Annotated in this window: 14 protein-coding genes; 8 read left to right on the top strand and 6 right to left on the bottom strand. The window is 73.4% G+C overall.

The genetic code is table 11. The features are described 5' to 3' along the window. The first annotated feature begins 35 nt into the window (after positions 1-35). A complete protein-coding gene (locus ACFWH7_RS14965; RefSeq protein ID WP_378217343.1) occupies positions 36-527 on the top strand; it encodes a hypothetical protein in 492 nt (163 codons plus the stop codon). An 88-nt stretch (positions 528-615) separates the two neighbouring features. Here ACFWH7_RS14965 and ACFWH7_RS14970 read toward each other — a convergent pair whose 3' ends face one another. Then, positions 616-948, bottom strand: coding sequence for a cupin domain-containing protein (locus ACFWH7_RS14970; protein ID WP_277514712.1), 333 nt, complete (start codon positions 946-948; stop codon positions 616-618). A gap of 132 nt (positions 949-1080) precedes the next feature. On the opposite strand from ACFWH7_RS14970, the gene ACFWH7_RS14975 reads away from it, so the two are divergent. From ACFWH7_RS14975 to ACFWH7_RS14985, 3 genes are all read left to right on the top strand, one after another. Continuing rightward, positions 1081-3144 carry an ABC1 kinase family protein gene (locus ACFWH7_RS14975; RefSeq protein ID WP_378217345.1) on the top strand — a complete coding sequence of 688 codons (2064 nt, stop codon included), beginning with the start codon at positions 1081-1083 and terminating at the stop codon, positions 3142-3144. 373 nt (positions 3145-3517) lie between these two features. Next, positions 3518-4339, top strand: coding sequence for a hypothetical protein (locus ACFWH7_RS14980; RefSeq protein WP_378217347.1), 822 nt, complete (start codon positions 3518-3520; stop codon positions 4337-4339). 165 nt (positions 4340-4504) lie between these two features. Continuing rightward, entirely contained in the window at positions 4505-4960 is a 456-nt protein-coding gene (locus ACFWH7_RS14985) for a hypothetical protein (RefSeq protein ID WP_378217349.1), read from the top strand. Here ACFWH7_RS14985 and ACFWH7_RS14990 read toward each other — a convergent pair. The 3 genes from ACFWH7_RS14990 to ACFWH7_RS15000 form a co-directional block, all read right to left on the bottom strand. Further along, positions 4957-6732, bottom strand: coding sequence for an ABC transporter ATP-binding protein (locus ACFWH7_RS14990; RefSeq protein ID WP_378217351.1), 1776 nt, complete (start codon positions 6730-6732; stop codon positions 4957-4959). The genes ACFWH7_RS14985 and ACFWH7_RS14990 overlap by 4 nt on opposite strands. A gap of 51 nt (positions 6733-6783) precedes the next feature. Continuing rightward, positions 6784-7737: a universal stress protein gene (locus ACFWH7_RS14995; RefSeq protein WP_378217353.1), complete on the bottom strand. Its 954-nt coding sequence runs from the start codon at positions 7735-7737 to the stop codon at positions 6784-6786. A gap of 234 nt (positions 7738-7971) precedes the next feature. Then, positions 7972-8619 carry a hypothetical protein gene (locus tag ACFWH7_RS15000; protein ID WP_378217355.1) on the bottom strand — a complete coding sequence of 216 codons (648 nt, stop codon included), beginning with the start codon at positions 8617-8619 and terminating at the stop codon, positions 7972-7974. Positions 8620-8898: 279 nt separating this feature from the next. Here ACFWH7_RS15000 and ACFWH7_RS15005 point away from each other — a divergent pair, with 279 nt between their 5' ends. From ACFWH7_RS15005 to ACFWH7_RS15015, 3 genes are all read left to right on the top strand, one after another. Next, entirely contained in the window at positions 8899-11466 is a 2568-nt protein-coding gene (locus ACFWH7_RS15005) for an ATP-dependent Clp protease ATP-binding subunit (protein WP_378217357.1), read from the top strand. Positions 11467-11748: 282 nt separating this feature from the next. Beyond that, a complete protein-coding gene (locus tag ACFWH7_RS15010) occupies positions 11749-12618 on the top strand; it encodes a putative protein N(5)-glutamine methyltransferase (RefSeq protein ID WP_378217359.1) in 870 nt (289 codons plus the stop codon). Between the two features lie 134 nt (positions 12619-12752). Then, a complete protein-coding gene (locus tag ACFWH7_RS15015; protein WP_378217361.1) occupies positions 12753-13331 on the top strand; it encodes a hypothetical protein in 579 nt (192 codons plus the stop codon). A gap of 3 nt (positions 13332-13334) precedes the next feature. On the opposite strand, the gene ACFWH7_RS15020 is transcribed toward ACFWH7_RS15015, so the two are convergent. Beyond that, positions 13335-14045, bottom strand: coding sequence for a uridine kinase family protein (locus ACFWH7_RS15020; RefSeq protein ID WP_378217363.1), 711 nt, complete (start codon positions 14043-14045; stop codon positions 13335-13337). A 113-nt stretch (positions 14046-14158) separates the two neighbouring features. On the opposite strand from ACFWH7_RS15020, the gene ACFWH7_RS15025 reads away from it, so the two are divergent. Then, entirely contained in the window at positions 14159-14833 is a 675-nt protein-coding gene (locus tag ACFWH7_RS15025) for an NUDIX hydrolase (protein WP_378217365.1), read from the top strand. 85 nt (positions 14834-14918) lie between these two features. Here ACFWH7_RS15025 and ACFWH7_RS15030 read toward each other — a convergent pair whose 3' ends face one another. Beyond that, complete coding sequence (locus ACFWH7_RS15030) at positions 14919-15632, bottom strand: LutC/YkgG family protein (protein WP_378217367.1); 714 nt, start codon at positions 15630-15632, stop codon at positions 14919-14921. Positions 15633-15784: the final 152 nt, after the last annotated feature.

The following is a 15784-nucleotide window of genomic DNA, read 5'->3' on the forward strand; positions in this document are numbered from 1 at the left end:
GACCGCCACCCACCGCACGGCCGCAGGAGGACTCCATGACGTCTCACGGTGCAGCACCCACGCCCGGCACGACGGCGCTCGTCGCCCGGGCGCTCGCGCTCGGCGTGGCCGCGGGGTCGCGCAGCAGCCTCGGCGCCGCGGCGCCGGTGCTCGGGGGATGGGTCGGGGGCGGGTCGCGCGGCGGGTCCGGCGGACCCGGCCTGCTCGCGCGGGCCGGCGCCGTCGCTGGGGTCGTGGGCGAGATGGTCGGCGACAAGCTGCCGCGGACGCCGAGCCGCCTCGACCCGCCCGGGCCGGTGTTCCGGCTCGGGAGCGGTGCCGCCGGAGGACTCCTCCTGGCCCGGCACCGCACGGGTCCCGCGGGCGTCGTCGCCGCCGCGGTCGCCGGCGCGGCGGGGGCCGCCGTCGGGACGTGGGGCGGCGCGGCCTGGCGACGCCTCGCCGTCGGGTCGCGCCCCGACTGGCCGGGCGCGGTCGCGGAGGACGTCGTCGCGCTCGCGCTCGCGGCGTGGGCCGTGCGGCGCTGACGACCCGTCGAACCCGGGGTCACGGGGCACGACCGGGCCCCGGTGCCCCGAGAACCCGGGTTCGGCGTGACCGAGGTCGCGCCGTTGCTCAGGAACCCGGGATGCTCGTCACCGTGGTGAGCAGGAACGCGGAGTCCTCGATGGCGCCCACGGCGTGCCGCTCGTGCGTGAGGACGCGCAGCTCGCCGGTGCCCAGCTCGACATCGCCCTCGCCGAGCGCGGTGACGCGGACGCGGCCGCGCAGCACCTGGATCGACGCCGCGGGCGGGGAGTTGTGCTCACCGAGCTCGACGCCCGCGCGCAGCGCGAGGATCGTCTGACGCAGGGGACCGTCGTGCAGCACGACCTCCGCGCTGCGCCCGTTCGGGGCGGTCCGGGCGTGGGTGAGATGGGCGTCGGTGAGAAGGTCGACGTTCGTCATCGGGGCTCCGACCTGTCGGGGGAGCTCCATCATGCCGCGCCCGGCGACGCGCTGCCCGTCCCGGTGGCGCGGCGCCCGTCCAAAGGCGCGCCGTGGTGGTGATCCGCGACACCGTCGGGAAGAGTGACGGTCATGCAGGTCGTCTCCGGATTCTTCATCGGGCTCGTCGGCGTCGTCTCCACGGTGGTCATGCTCGTGCTCCTCGCGGCGACGGCGCGGCGCGTCATGGGGGCGGCGGTCGGCTGGATCCGCTCCGCCGTGGTCGCGCTCGCGATGCTCACCGTCACGTCGTGGGTGCTCACCAACGGCCTGCTCGACGTCGGCTGGTCGCGCCCGGACGGGACGCTCACCGTCGCGCCCGGCGTCGCGCTCGTGGCGATCGTCCTCGCGTTCGCGTGGGCGTTCGTGCTCGGGCTCTGCGTGCTGCTCGTGCTCGAGCTGCTGGTGTCGACCGGCTCGGTGCCCGGCCCGTGGCGCGCGCTGCGCGGCCTGCGCCAAGGGCGTCGGGAGACCCGGCGGTACGCGCAGATCCTCGCGATCGGCGTCCGCCACGGCCTCGGCGGTGCGCTCACGCGCGGGGCGCGGCAGCCCGACGGGTCGCGGCTGTCGCGCACCGACCAGCGCCGGCAGGCCGCCGCGCTCCGCGACGCCCTGAGCGACGCGGGCGTGACGTTCGTGAAGTTCGGCCAGGTCCTGTCGACGCGCCGCGACCTGCTCCCCGCGACGTTCGCCGACGCGCTCGCCACGCTCCAGAGCGAGGTCCCGCCCGCGCCCTGGCCGCAGGTGGAAGCGGCCGTTGTCGACGCGCTCGGGCAGCCGATCGACGAGGCGTTCGCCGAGTTCTCGCCCGAGCCGCTCGCGTCCGCGTCGGTCGGGCAGGTGCACGCGGCCCGGCTGCTCGACGGGCGGGACGTCGTGGTCAAGGTCCAGCGGCCCGGCGCGCGGGCGCAGGTCGAGACGGACCTGGCGATCCTCGGGCGGCTCGCGCGGCGCATCGAGCGCGACACCGCGTGGGGGAGGTCGCTCGGCGTCGTCGACCTCGCGGACGGCTTCGCGGCGTCGCTGCGCGAGGAGCTGGACTACACGGTCGAGCTGGAGAACACGCTCGCGCTGCGCGCGGCGCTCGCGCGGGGTCCGGCGTCGGACGACGGCGGGGACGCCCCGGGTGCGAGGCCGCGCGTCCGCGTCCCGGAGGTCTACCCCGAGCTCTCCGGCACGACCCTGCTCGTCATGGAACGGCTCGACGGCGTCCCCGTCGGCCGCGCCGCGGGCGTGCTCTCGGGCCTGGACGACGCCGTGCGCGCCGACCTCGCGTCGCGGCTCCTCACCGCGACGCTCGAGCAGGTGCTCGTCGCGGGCACGTTCCACGCCGACCTGCATCCTGGCAACGTGCTCGTCACCGCCGACGGCCGCCTCGGCCTGCTCGACATGGGCTCCGTCGGGAGGCTCGGCGAGCCCGAGCGCCTGGCGCTCGCGGCCGTGCTGCTCGCGGTCGACGCCGACGACGCGGTCGCCGCGACCGACGCGCTGCTCGAGCTGCTCGACGCCCCGGCCGACCTCGACGTGCGCCGCCTGGAGCGCGCCGTCGGGCAGGTGATCGTGCGGTTCCGCGGCGCAGGCGCGAGCGGGGCGATGTTCACCGCGCTGTTCCGGCTCGTCACCGACGCCGGGCTCGCCGTGCCGTCGCAGGTCGCCGCCGCGTTCCGCACCTTCACGTCGCTCGAGGGGACGTTGCGCCTCATCGACCCCGGGTTCGACCTCGTCGCCGGTGCGCGCGCGACCGCGCAACCGCTCGTGCGGCGCGTCGTGACGCCGGAGGGCCTGCGCGAGCGCGCGACGAGCCTCTTCCTCGGCCTCGCGCCCGAGCTCGAACGCCTCCCGCGCCGCCTCGCCAAGATCACGAGCGACGTCGAGGCCGGGCGGCTCACCGTCAACGTCCGGTCGTTCGCCCACCCTGACGACCGCGCGTTCGTCACCGGTCTCGTGCAGCAGGTCGTGTCCACCGTCATCGCCGCCGCGGCCGTCGTGGCGGCGGTCGTGTTGGTCTCCGCGGACTCCGGCCCCGAGCTCGTCGAGGGCCTGCGCCTCTTCGCCGTCCTCGGCGCGGCGCTCGGGTTCGTCGGGACCGTGCTCGCCGTGCGCGTCCTCGTCTTCGCGTTTCGGGGCGCACCGGTCCGAGATCGGTCACGTCGATGACGCCGGACGAGCCGCGTCGGCGACCCGATGACTCCGGGCGTGACTGTGCGGCCGCGCCTGCGCCTGCGCTGACAGGCTTGGCGACGCGAGGTCAGCTCGCTGGGTGGCGTGTGGAGATTCGTGCCGCGGAAACAACCGGTTGGGACGTTTTCTTCTGTCCGCCAGGCACCCCGACCGTCGTGTACAACTCGTGGGGCGAGGACTGGGACGCTGCGCTTGACTACGGAGAGCTCCATGGGGTCGTCTGGGATCGTGGCTATGCCAGGTAGCGGATCGCGAACGACGAGCTTGCCGTCGACCTGATTTCCCTGGTGCGGGGTTGCCAGGGCGCCGCACCGGCGTTGTCGTCTCACGCTCCCCGATCGGTGCGGCTGTGATGCTCCATCCGAGCTTTCAGTTTCTGGCTGCCGATCGCTACGGCCCGTACAAGACGGTCGAACTCTCCACCGAACCGTCATCGGCTGAGCTGAGCGCACTGGCACGGCGCGGGATTGACGGCGTCCTACTGCTGCTGCGGGAGCGTTCGGGAGGAATCCTCGACCTGGGATGGCTGTCGCACCTGAACTTGCGGTTCTTCCAGGTCCAGGCGCGACGTCGACTCGGTGGCATCCCCGCGGAGGCTCTGCGCGACCTCGAAGTGCTGTGGGTTGACGGCACGCTCGCTGAAGCTGTGCAACCAGCAGCGGCACCCAACCTGCGTTCTCTCGCGATCCCTGGGGGCGCTCTCAGTGGAGACGTCACCGAGCTGCAGGGCCTGGAGTTTCTTGCGCTGGAGAGGCTCGATCCGGGCTCACCGCGCCAGTGGAGCGGCCGCCTCGATTCCTTGCGTGAACTCCGCCTCGGGTTCAAGGCGGGCAGCAGCGACTTCGTGGTCGAGCCTCGTCTTGCTGGCAGCCCCCGCCTTGAGAGGGTCGATGTCGAGGGAGCAACCGTGGCGAGCCTGGACGAGTTCGGGCAGTTGCCCAGCCTGCGCCGTTTCAGTGTCCAACTAGCACGCAACCGACGGCAGAGGCGACAGATCAGCCTGGCGCCTCTGAAGGGGTGCCCGATGCTCGAGGAACTGCTGATCGCTGACTCTGGTCGACTCCTCGACGCACAGGTTCTTGACGACCTCCCGCGCCTTCAAGCCGTCACCGCATACCGGGACGGCTTGGATCGCTGGCCGGGGGATCGCGACTGGCTGCGCGAGCTCTAGACGACCGTGACGGTGGGCTCCTCACCCGGGGGAAGGGCTCGTCTTCGCGTTCGCACGGAGCCTCCACGACGATCTCTCTCCCGGCGCTGATCGGTATGCGCTGAGACGCCTGGAGCAAAGGTGGCGAGGAGCGGTGATGACGGTCGGTTGGGAGATGGAGCGGTCGTGAGATACGTAGAGACGGGTTGGGTGGGCGAGCTTCAGGGGTACGCCTTCGATCCCCGCCGGTACCTGGAAGTCCTGCCAGGTCTCCTCGGGTCCCTGCCTCCTGGGGCGCGCGACTTCATCGCGGAGGAGACGCACTACGACTTCACGTCCGACCGGTGCGTCAAGGACCTCGCCCTCGGTCGTGTCATCCTGCGGGGCGGCGACGTGACGGTCGTCTTCGAGGGGAGCCCGTGGAAGCACCGTGAGGGCCTGACCCTCGATTACTCCGGCGTGCAGAGCTTCGACTACGACCTGGCCACCGCCCGAGAGGACTACTACGGGAACCCCGCGATGATGCTCGACGAGATACTGCCTATCGATGAGGGGTTCAGCCATGAGATGGCGCTCGGCACGGGAGACCTGAAGATCGTGGCGCGCGAGCTCACGTTCTCCTGGCGATCCCCAAACTCCTAGGCGGCCGGTGCCGCGTGCATCTGTGCGTACGTACCGCCCGCGGCGACGAGCTCGTCGTGGCTGCCGACCTCGACGACGCGGCCGTGGTCCATGACGACGATCCTGTCGGCACCGCGGACGGTCGAGAGCCGGTGCGCGACGACGAACGTCGTGCGGCCGCGCATGAGCCGCCCGAGCGCCTCCTGCACGAGTCGCTCCGACGTCGTGTCAAGCGCGGACGTCGCCTCGTCGAGGACGAGCACGCGCGGGTCGCGCACGAGGGCGCGCGCGATGGCGAGGCGCTGGCGCTGTCCGCCGGAGAGCCTGCCGCCACGCTGGCCGATCACGGCGTCGAGGCCGCCCATCTCGGTGACGAAGTCCCACGCGTTCGCGTCGCGCAGCGCCTGCTCGACGGCGGCGTCGGTGAGGTCGGGGCTGCCGTAGGTTACGTTGTCGCGCACGGACCCCTCGAACAGGATCGACTCCTGCGGCACGACGGCGAGGAACCGGCGGTAGGAGCGCAGGTCGACGGTCGCGGTGTCGACTCCATCGACCAGGACGCGCCCCGACGTCGGTGCGAGGAACCCGATGACCATGTTGAGCACGGTCGACTTGCCCGACCCCGACGCCCCAACCAGGGCGACGGTCTCGCCCGGCCGTGCCGCGAGGGACAGGTGGTCGACCGCGAGGGTGGGCTCCTCGCCAGGGGCGGGGACGTCGTCGTACGCGAACGTGACGTCCTCGAACGCGACGCGGCCCTCGACGTGGTCGAGCACGCGCTTGCCGGCGTTGCGCTCGACGTCGGGCTCGCCGAGCACCTCGCCCATGGACCGTACGGACTCCAGGCCCTTGGCGATGATCGGCGCGAGGCTCAGCAGTCCGGTCACGGACGCGGTGAGGGTGACGAAGTAGCTCGACAGCATGACGACGTCGCCGGGGGACACCGCGAACGTCTGCGTCCACGCGACCCACGCCGCCCCGACGAGCCCCGCGACGGAGAGCAGCTGGAACACGATCCAGGACAGCGCGCCGAACCGGCCGTTGACGACGTCGAGCCGTATCCCGGCCTCGCGCACGCGGTGCAGCACCGAGCCCATGCGGTCGAGCTCGCGCTCCTCGAGCGCGTGCGCGCGGGTCACGGGGATGAGGTGGGTCATCTCGGCGACGCGCGCCGACATGTTCTCCACCTCGGCCCGGAACGCCGCGTTGCGCGTGGTCATGCGGCGGCGCATCGCGACGACGAGCCAGGCCGCCGCGGGCACGGTGAGCGCGAAGATCACGAGGAACTCCGGGACGCGCACGGCCGTGAGCACGACCGCGCCGACGAGCGTGGTGAGCGCCGCCATGCCGGAGTCGAACGTGGTGCGCGACGCCTCGACGACGTTCTCGACGTCCCGCACGATCTTGGCCTGGAGCACGCCCGCGCTCACGCGGCGGTGGTAGCCGATCGAGAGCTCCTGGAGCCGGCGCGAGAGCGCCATGCGCAGCCCGTTCTCGACCGTGCGCACGGCGGTCGAGAGCCACCGCACGTAGAGCGTGTGCAGCGGGAGGTTCTGCGCGACGACGGCGAGCATGACGGCGCCCGTGACCCACAGCTCCCGCAGCGGCCGGTGCTCGACGACGACGTCGATGACCGTCGCCGTGAGGGCCGGGATCACCCACACGGGCGAGTGCTTGACGGCGAACGCGAGCGCCGCGGCGGCGAGCCGCCCGCGCTGGGGCGCGAAGAGCCGGGTGACGGTGCGGACGGGTCGGGAGCCGTCGTAGGTGTCCTCGATCTGCACGTGCCACATCGTCCACCCGCGGTGCAGGCGGCGTCGAATCGTTTCGAGGGGCGGAACCGGTCAGGCGTCGTGTGCGCCCGAGGGGTGCGTCGCGTCCGGGGGTCGGACCACCGTGACCGGGCAGTGCGCGTACTCGACCGCGTGTCGGCTCACAGACCCGAGCAGCAGCCGGTCGAACCCGCCGACGCCGCGGTTGCCGAGCACGAGCCGCTCCGCGTGCGACGACGCCTCGATGATCCCCTTCGCGGCGTGCACGTGCTTCACGCTGCGCACGAGGCGGTCGTCGGGCAGGTCGACGCCCGCGGCCTCGAGCGCGGCGTCGAGCTTCTGGGAGGCGAACTTCTCGTAGTCGTCGATCGGCGGCGTCCACCCCCACGAGTCGGGGAGCGGCGCGAGCGAGACGATCTGCCAGCAGAACAGGGCCTCGAGCGTCGCGCCCGTGCGCCGCGCGACGTCCGCGCCGTGCCGCAGCGCCTGGACCGACGTCGACGAGCCGTCGACCCCGACCACGACGGGCCGCGCGTGGTCGTGGCGCACGTCCGGCGTGCCGCGCACCACGGTCACGGGGACGGTCGCGTGCTGCACGACGGCGGTCGGCACCGAGCCGAGGACCATGCGCCCGAGGCGTCCCCGGCCGCAGCGCCCGACGACGAGCAGGTCGGCGTCGTCGCCGTCGCCCGGGTCGGGCCGCACGTCGTCCTGGACGGGCTGGGTCGTCCCCGGCTGGGCGAGGGCGAGCAGGACCGCCGCGGGGCTCCCGCGCTCGACGACGGCCGTGGCCGTCACCGCGTCCGTGCCGAGGCCCGTGCGGGCGCGCGCGGCGTCCAGCCATTCCTGGACCAGCGCCCGCTTCTCGTCGGCCACCGTGTCGGGGCCGTCGCCCGGCCCCTGGCGCGACTCGAACGCGAGCGCGGCCGTGAGCGGCACGCCCCGGGCCGCCGCCTCGCGCACCGCCCAGTCGAGCGCGCCGCCGGACTCCTCCGACCCGTCCACACCGACGATCACGCCGCGCATCCCGCCACCTCCGCCCGGTCGGCCGACCGCGTGCGCCGTCGGCGTGCTGTCCCGGCGCCGTCGTCGCGGCACCGGTGCTGACACGACCCTAGGCCGCGAGGCGGCGCTCCGCCCGGGACGCCCGTCCCGGACCGAGGGACGAGGGTCACCGGCGAGCGGCCGAACCGCCCGTATCCCCGGGTTCGGCGGACGGGGTGACCGCAACCCCGGGTTCGGCGTCGGCCGAGCGGGGCGTCAGAACCTCGGCTCGGGCTCGTCCTGGAGGATGTTGCGCAGCGGGTGGGTCACGACGTCCACGCGCGCGAGCAGGTCGGCCGGTCCCGAGACGACGAGCGCACGGTCGTCCAGCGGGACGTACACGGCCGCGTGCTCCCGCACGGTGACGTGCAGGCAGGCCTGGGGCTCGCCGTCGACCACGAACGTGGTGCGCGTGACCGGCGCGACGTCGACCTCCTCGACGATCGCGCGCATCGCGGCGCGGTACTCCTGGTAGGAGTCGAGGAAGTCGTCGTCACCCGGGTTGTCGGAGTGCAGCGGCGCGGCGAGCGCCCCGCTCAGGGCGGTGCGGACGATGTCCTCCGCCTGCTCGTCGTGGGCCGCCAGGACGCGCAGCGTCTCGACGTCGAGCGTCTCGCCCGTGAACGACACGTAGGAGCGCAGGAACCGCTCCTCCGCCGGGTCGTGGGCGCCGTGCCCGGCCCCCGTGAGCGTCTCCTCGTCGAGGTCGAGACCCCAGGTCAGCGGATCGTCCACCTCGGCGACGACGCCGTGGAACCGGGCCACGACCTGCTCCCACGTCGCGGGCGCGCTCGCGGGTCGCGCGTCGCGCTCGTCGGCTCCCGGCGCGGTCGGGTCCTCGGGTTGCTGGTCCGGCTGGTGCATCGCTCTCGCCACCCTTCTGGCCGTCCGTGCGGGGCGCACTCCCGAGCCTGCCCGGGGTGCGCGTCGCGGTCAACGCGCCGCGCGCGTGTCGGGCCGGGTGATCTGCGCACGACGGCGTCCGGCGCGCCCGCAGGTCACGGCCCGACCCCTCTTTCACGCCCCTGGCGAACAACGGCATACGGAGGGGGTGCGGCTCGTTCGAACCGCATAGAGTCAATGCGGTCAGGCTTGTACCCGTCGTCCGGCGGGCAGGTGTACGCCGCTCACGAGGAGCAGCACATGTTCGAGAGATTCACAGACCGAGCCCGTCGGGTCGTCGTCCTTGCCCAAGAAGAGGCACGGATGCTCAACCACAACTACATCGGCACCGAGCACATCCTCCTCGGCCTCATCCACGAGGGCGAGGGTGTCGCGGCCAAGGCGCTGGAGTCCCTCGGGATCTCCCTCGACGGCGTCCGCACCCAGGTGACCGAGATCATCGGCGAGGGCCAGCAGGCCCCGAGCGGGCACATCCCGTTCACGCCGCGTGCCAAGAAGGTGCTCGAGCTGTCGCTGCGCGAGGCGCTCCAGCTCGGCCACAACTACATCGGCACCGAGCACATCCTGCTCGGCCTCATCCGTGAGGGCGAGGGCGTCGCCGCCCAGGTCCTGACCAAGATGGGCGCCGACCTCAACAAGGTGCGCCAGCAGGTCATCCAGCTCCTGTCCGGCTACCAGGGCAAGGAGCCCGTCGCCGCGGGCGGCCCCGCCGAGGGCCAGCCGTCGGGGTCGGCCGTGCTCGACCAGTTCGGGCGCAACCTCACCCAGGCCGCGCGCGAGGGCAAGCTCGACCCGGTCATCGGGCGCAGCCTCGAGATCGAGCGCGTCATGCAGGTGCTCAGCCGCCGCACCAAGAACAACCCGGTGCTGATCGGCGAGCCCGGCGTCGGCAAGACCGCCGTCGTCGAGGGCCTGGCCCAGGACATCGTGCGCGGCGACGTGCCCGAGACGCTCAAGGACAAGCAGCTCTACACGCTCGACCTCGGCGCGCTCGTGGCCGGCTCGCGCTACCGCGGTGACTTCGAGGAGCGCCTCAAGAAGGTGCTCAAGGAGATCCGCACGCGCGGCGACATCATCCTGTTCATCGACGAGATCCACACGCTCGTCGGGGCGGGTGCCGCCGAGGGCGCGATCGACGCCGCGAGCATCCTCAAGCCGATGCTCGCGCGCGGCGAGCTCCAGACCATCGGCGCGACCACGCTCGACGAGTACCGCAAGCACGTCGAGAAGGACCCGGCCCTGGAGCGCCGCTTCCAGCCGATCCAGGTCGCCGAGCCGTCGCTCAACCACGCGATCGAGATCCTCAAGGGCCTGCGCGACCGCTACGAGGCGCACCACCGCGTGTCCATCACGGACTCCGCGCTCGTCTCCGCGGCCACGCTGGCGGACCGGTACATCAACGACCGGTTCCTCCCGGACAAGGCGATCGACCTCATCGACGAGGCGGGCGCGCGCCTGCGCATCCGCCGCATGACCGCCCCGCCGGAGCTCAAGGAGCTCGACGAGGAGATCGCCGAGGCGCGTCGCGAGAAGGAGTCCGCGATCGACGCGCAGGACTTCGAGAAGGCCGCCGGGCTGCGCGACAAGGAGAAGCAGCTCACCGCGAAGCGTGCCGACAAGGAGAAGGCGTGGAAGTCCGGTGACCTGGACACCGTCGCCGAGGTGGACGAGGAGCTGATCGCCGAGGTCCTGGCCATGGCCACGGGCATCCCGGTCTTCAAGCTCACCGAGGAGGAGTCCAGCCGCCTGCTGCACATGGAGGACGAGCTGCACAAGCGCGTCGTCGGCCAGGAGGCCGCGATCAAGGCGCTGTCGCAGGCCATCCGCCGTACGCGTGCTGGCCTCAAGGACCCCAAGCGCCCCGGTGGGTCGTTCATCTTCGCCGGCCCGACCGGCGTCGGGAAGACCGAGCTGGCCAAGGCGCTCGCCGAGTTCCTCTTCGGGGACGAGGACGCGCTCATCCAGCTCGACATGTCGGAGTTCTCCGAGAAGCACACCGTCTCGCGGCTGTTCGGCTCGCCCCCCGGCTACGTCGGGTACGACGAGGGTGGCCAGCTCACCGAGAAGGTGCGGCGCAAGCCGTTCTCGGTCGTCCTGTTCGACGAGGTGGAGAAGGCCCACGCGGACATCTTCAACTCGCTCCTGCAGATCCTCGAGGACGGTCGCCTGACCGACTCGCAGGGCCGTGTCGTGGACTTCAAGAACACCGTCATCATCATGACGACCAACCTCGGCACGCGGGACATCGCCAAGGGCGTCCAGACCGGATTCAACGCCGGCGGCGACCTGGTCACGTCCTACGAGCGCATGAAGGCGAAGGTCAACGACGAGCTCAAGCAGCACTTCCGCCCCGAGTTCCTCAACCGCGTCGACGACGTGGTGGTCTTCCCGCAGCTCTCGCAGGCCGAGATCATCCAGATCGTCGACCTCATGATCGCCCGTCTCGACACCCGCCTGCGGGACAAGGACATGGGCATCGAGCTCACTCCGGCGGCGAAGGTCCTGCTCGCCGAGAAGGGCTACGACCCGGTCCTGGGTGCCCGTCCGCTGCGCCGCGCGATCCAGCGCGACATCGAGGACGTGCTGTCCGAGAAGATCCTGTTCGGCGAGCTCAAGGCCGGCGAGATCGTCCTGGTCGACGCCGACGGCGAGGGCCTGCTCGGGGAGTTCACCTTCCGCGGTGTCTCCAAGGGCGAGCACGACCGCGGCCCGGTGAGCGTGGGCGCGGCCGCCGCGCTCGACGCCCCCACCGGCGTCTCGGTCCGCGACCTGCCCCCGACGGGCGAGCTCCAGGCCGGCGCTGAGTGAGTGGTGTGATCCGCTCCTGAGAGCCTGGCGACGTCTGCCCCAGCGGCAGCCGCCTGACACACGGGCCCCGATCCTCCACCAGGAGGGTCGGGGCCCGTCGTCGTCCCGCGGGAGAGAGCCGAGGCCGCGCGAGATAGAACGTCTGGTCCCGAGTGAGAGCTCGGCGGGTACTTCCTCGCGTCCGCTGGTTCTACCTCGCCGGACGGGATGCGACGCCGTTGCACGGCGTGGCGTCCGGCCGTGGCGAGCGCCGCGCCGAGCGGACCGGAGTACCGTCCGGACGTGGACCAGAGCCAGCTCGACGACCTCGCCGCCCGCCTGCGCGCCGCCGGGTGCGTCTTCGCGGAGGACGAGGCCGCGCTCCTCGCCGAGCGGGCGGACGACGACGCGCAACTCGAGGCGCTCGTCGCGCGCCGCGTCGCGGGCGAGCCGCTCGAGCACGTCCTCGGGTACGTCGACTTCCACGGGCTCCGGGTCGCCGTCGACCCCGGGGTCTTCGTCCCGCGCCAGCGCACCACGCTGCTCGTCGACGAGGCGGTCGCGCTCGGGCGGCAGGTCGCCCGAGCTGCCCCGGGTCGCCTCTCGGTCGCTCTGCCCGACGGCGCAGCGGTCGGCGAGCCCGGTGGGTCGCCCGTCGTCGTGGTCGACCTGTGCTGCGGCGCAGGGGCGCTCGGGCTCGCGACGGCGACGGACCTCGGCGGCGCGGCCGAGGTCGAGCTGCACGCGAGCGACGTGGACCCGGCCGCGGTCGCGTGCGCCGGGCGGAACGTCGCGGCTGTCGACGGGACCGCGCACGAAGGCGACCTGTTCGACCCGCTGCCGGCCGCGCTCCGGGGACGCGTCGACCTCCTGCTCGCCAACGTGCCGTACGTCCCGACGGCCGAGATCCCGCTGCTGCCGCGCGAGGCGCGCGACCACGAGGCCCACGTCGCGCTCGACGGCGGCGGCGACGGGCTGGACGTGCTGCGCCGCGTCGCGGCCGAGGCGCGTGAGTGGCTCGTTCCCGGCGGGCACCTGCTCACCGAGTCGGGCGAGCGGCAGGCGGCGGGCGCCGTCGACGTCCTCGGACGTGCGGGCCTGCGGGCGCGCGTCGTCCGGGACGAGGAGATCGGCGCGACGATCGTCGTGGGGACGCTCCCCGCCGAGCCGTGAGGGAAGGCCCCGGATCACGACCGGGTGGGCCGCCGGCACGCCTGCCGGCCCCGGACGGCCCTCGCTCGGTGCAAGGATCCGGCCGGTCGCGACAGGTGCTGGACGAGAGCAGACGTGCGGGCGGAGGGGCGGCCATGACGAGCGAGCGACGGGGACGGCGGCGCGGGCACGGACTCGCCGCAGCGCTGCTCGTGGTCGTGCTGCCCGCGTGCGGTGGCCCGGGAGGCCTGGTCACCGCGTGCCCTGCGGTCGGCTACGTGGCGCGCCTCGAGGTCCGGCTCGACGACTCCTGGCCGGATCGGGACGCCTACGGCGTCGCCGTGAGCTGTGTCGGCGTCGAACCCTGCGGGCTGGTCCGCGACGGGACGATCTCGGTCGCCCCTGAGCCGATCCCCACGACGGTCCCCGTGCACCCGGTCCAGCCGGCCGAGCCAGACCAGCCGGACCGGCCGGAGCCGGCCGAGGCTGCCGAGACGTCACCCGAGCCGACGGCAGAGGACGCGCCGGACGAACCGTCGCGGGGCGAGTGGACGGGCTCCGCGATGAACGGCCCGGTCGGGCCGATCGTCGTGCGCGTCGTGGAGCTCGCGTCGGGTGACGTCGTCGTCGAGCAGGAGGTGGATCCGGAGTTCCTGCCGACGACCGGCGACTTCGGCGCCGGCTGCGGCGGGCCGTCCCTCGCGAGGGTCGAGATCGCCGACCCGCTGGCCTGACGGCTACGTCGACGGCCGGACGAGCAGCGCGCGGATCTCCTTCTCCGCCTGCGCGGGCGCCAGCGCACGGCAGCCGAGCGACACCCAGTGGCGCACGAGCGCGGGCTCGGCGCGCAGGAGTCCCCACCCGCGCCGGAACAGGGTGAGCGGCGGCTTGCGCATCTCCGCGAGGTCGCGCAGCAGACGGAACCAGAACGTCATGAGCCGCGGCCGGCGCAGGCAGATCGCGTCGGCCAGCACGTCCTGCGCGCGGCACGCCGCGACGATCTCCGCCGCGAAGATCCCCTCCGCCAGCACGACCCGCGAGCCCGTGACATCGAGGTGCGTCGTCCCCGTGCGGCGCGACGTCGGGATGTCGTAGACCGGCACGTCCGCGTGCCCGGTGCGCGCGAGGTCGACGAGCGCCGAGACGGCGCCTGCGGCGTCCCACGAGCGCGGGTCGTCCCAGTCCACGATGCCGAACCGCTGCGGCAGGTCGGGGTGGTCGTGGTCGAGGTAGAAGTCGTCGAGCGCGACGACCGGGAGGCCGAGGCGCCGCGTGAGCGACGTCTTGCCCGAGCCGGACGCCCCGGTGAGCAGGACGACCCGCGTCGGGACCTCGCGGGACCCGGGCGGGAGGTCGAAGAGGGCAGGGTCCGTGGCAGGGCCGTCGGTCACCGGGTCGGTGCCGAGACCGGCGTCGGCCGGGGCGCCGTCGTGCTGAGGGTCGCTCACGGGACACCATTGTCGCAGCGCGCAAGACCCGTCGCCCCGACGACCCGGCGACCTGTCGCCCCGACGACCCCCGTCGCGGTGAGAGAGGGTCCCGTGCCGCGTAGCCTTCCTCGGTGACCGCTCTCGATCCCGCCGCCCAGCTCGCCCGCGACGCTCTCGCCCGACTCGACCGGTGGCAGCCGGTCGACCCACGCCAGGCGGCGCTCGCGGAGGAGTACCGCGCCTTCGTCAGCGGGGAGGCCGGCCCGTGTGCCGACGCGGTGCGGCGCGACGGCGGCCCGCAGCACCTCACGGCGAGCTGCTTCGTGCTCAGCCCGGGCCTGGACCGCGTCCTGCTCTGCTTCCACCGCAAGGGCCAGTTCTGGGTCCAGGTGGGCGGCCACACCGAGCCCGGCGACACGACGCTCGCGGGCGCCGCGTACCGGGAGGCGCGCGAGGAGAGCGGCCTCGACGACCTCGTCCCGTTCGACGCGGACCGCGAGCGGACCGCCGACCTGGGCGACCGTCCGGCCGCTGGGCACCAGGCCGGCGCCCCCGCCGCGCCCGTCGACGTGCACCGCCACGACCTCGCCGCCGCGTTCGGGTCGTGCCGCACGCACTGGGACGTCGGGTTCGTCGCGTTCGCCGACCCCGACGCGCGGACGGCCGTGAGCGACGAGAGCGAGGACGTCGCGTGGTTCCCGGTCGACGCGCTCCCGGCCGGCACGCCGGACGACTTCCCGGTCCGCCTGGCGACCGTCCTCGCCGAGGTGCGCCATCGCCGTCGGGCAGGACTCCCCGCGAGGTAGGACGGTGGTCCGCCGAAGGAGAACCCTGGGTCGCCGAGGTAGAACCTCGGTCCTGACCAGGGTTCTACCTCGCGTGACCAGGGTTCTACCTCGCCGGACCGGGGTCCTCCCTCGGCGGGGCGAGCACCACGTGGAGGGTGCGCGGGCCGTGGACGCCCTCGACGCGCGAGAGCTCGATGTCGCTCGTCGCGCTGGGTCCGCTGATCCAGGTCTGCGGTCGCTCCGGGTGGGCGGCGAGCAGCCGCACGGCCTCGGGGACCGTCTCCACGACCTGGTCGGTGCGCACGACGCACACGTGCAGGTCGGGGACGAGCGTGATCGCGCGGCGCCCCTGGTCGGCCTCGCCGTCGAGCACGATCGTGCCGGTGTCGGCGATCGCGACGCGCGCGGCCGTGACGACGGCGTCCACCCGGTCCAGCTCGTCGGGCGCGCGGGGGTCGTTCCGTGCATCGGGCACGACGGCGGTCCTGGCGCCGAGCGCGCCCAGCCACGCGGCGTCGAGCCCCGGTGGCACGACGACGGACGCCGCGTCCGCGAGCAGGTCACCGACGATCGTCGCGACCCCGGCCGGGGTGGCGGCCACGTGCACGTGCGCCCGGTAGTCGACGAGCCGGTCGACGAGGACGTCCACGGCCTCCGGCGACCCCGGTGCGAGGTCGCCGCGCTCGCGGTACGCGCGCGGGACGGGATCGTGCGGGTCTGCCGGGTCCCCGAGGCGACCGGGCGGCGTCGAGCGAGCCGTCGCCGTCGGGCCGAGCGCGGCATGCACACGGGCGAGGATGTCGTCGCGCGCGCTCATCGGCCCTCACCCATGTCGCCGAACCCGGGGTTGTCGGTCGCCGAGCCGCCGAACCCACCCGTATCCCCGGGTTCGGCGCCCCTGTCTCTTATCCACATCTCCGCGCCCCCGAGACTTTGCTGCAGCTCGTGTTCCGGGGGCGGCGGGGGGAC

It is taken from the genome of Cellulosimicrobium cellulans, from assembly GCF_042723955.1.
Lineage (GTDB): Bacteria > Actinomycetota > Actinomycetes > Actinomycetales > Cellulomonadaceae > Cellulosimicrobium > Cellulosimicrobium cellulans_H.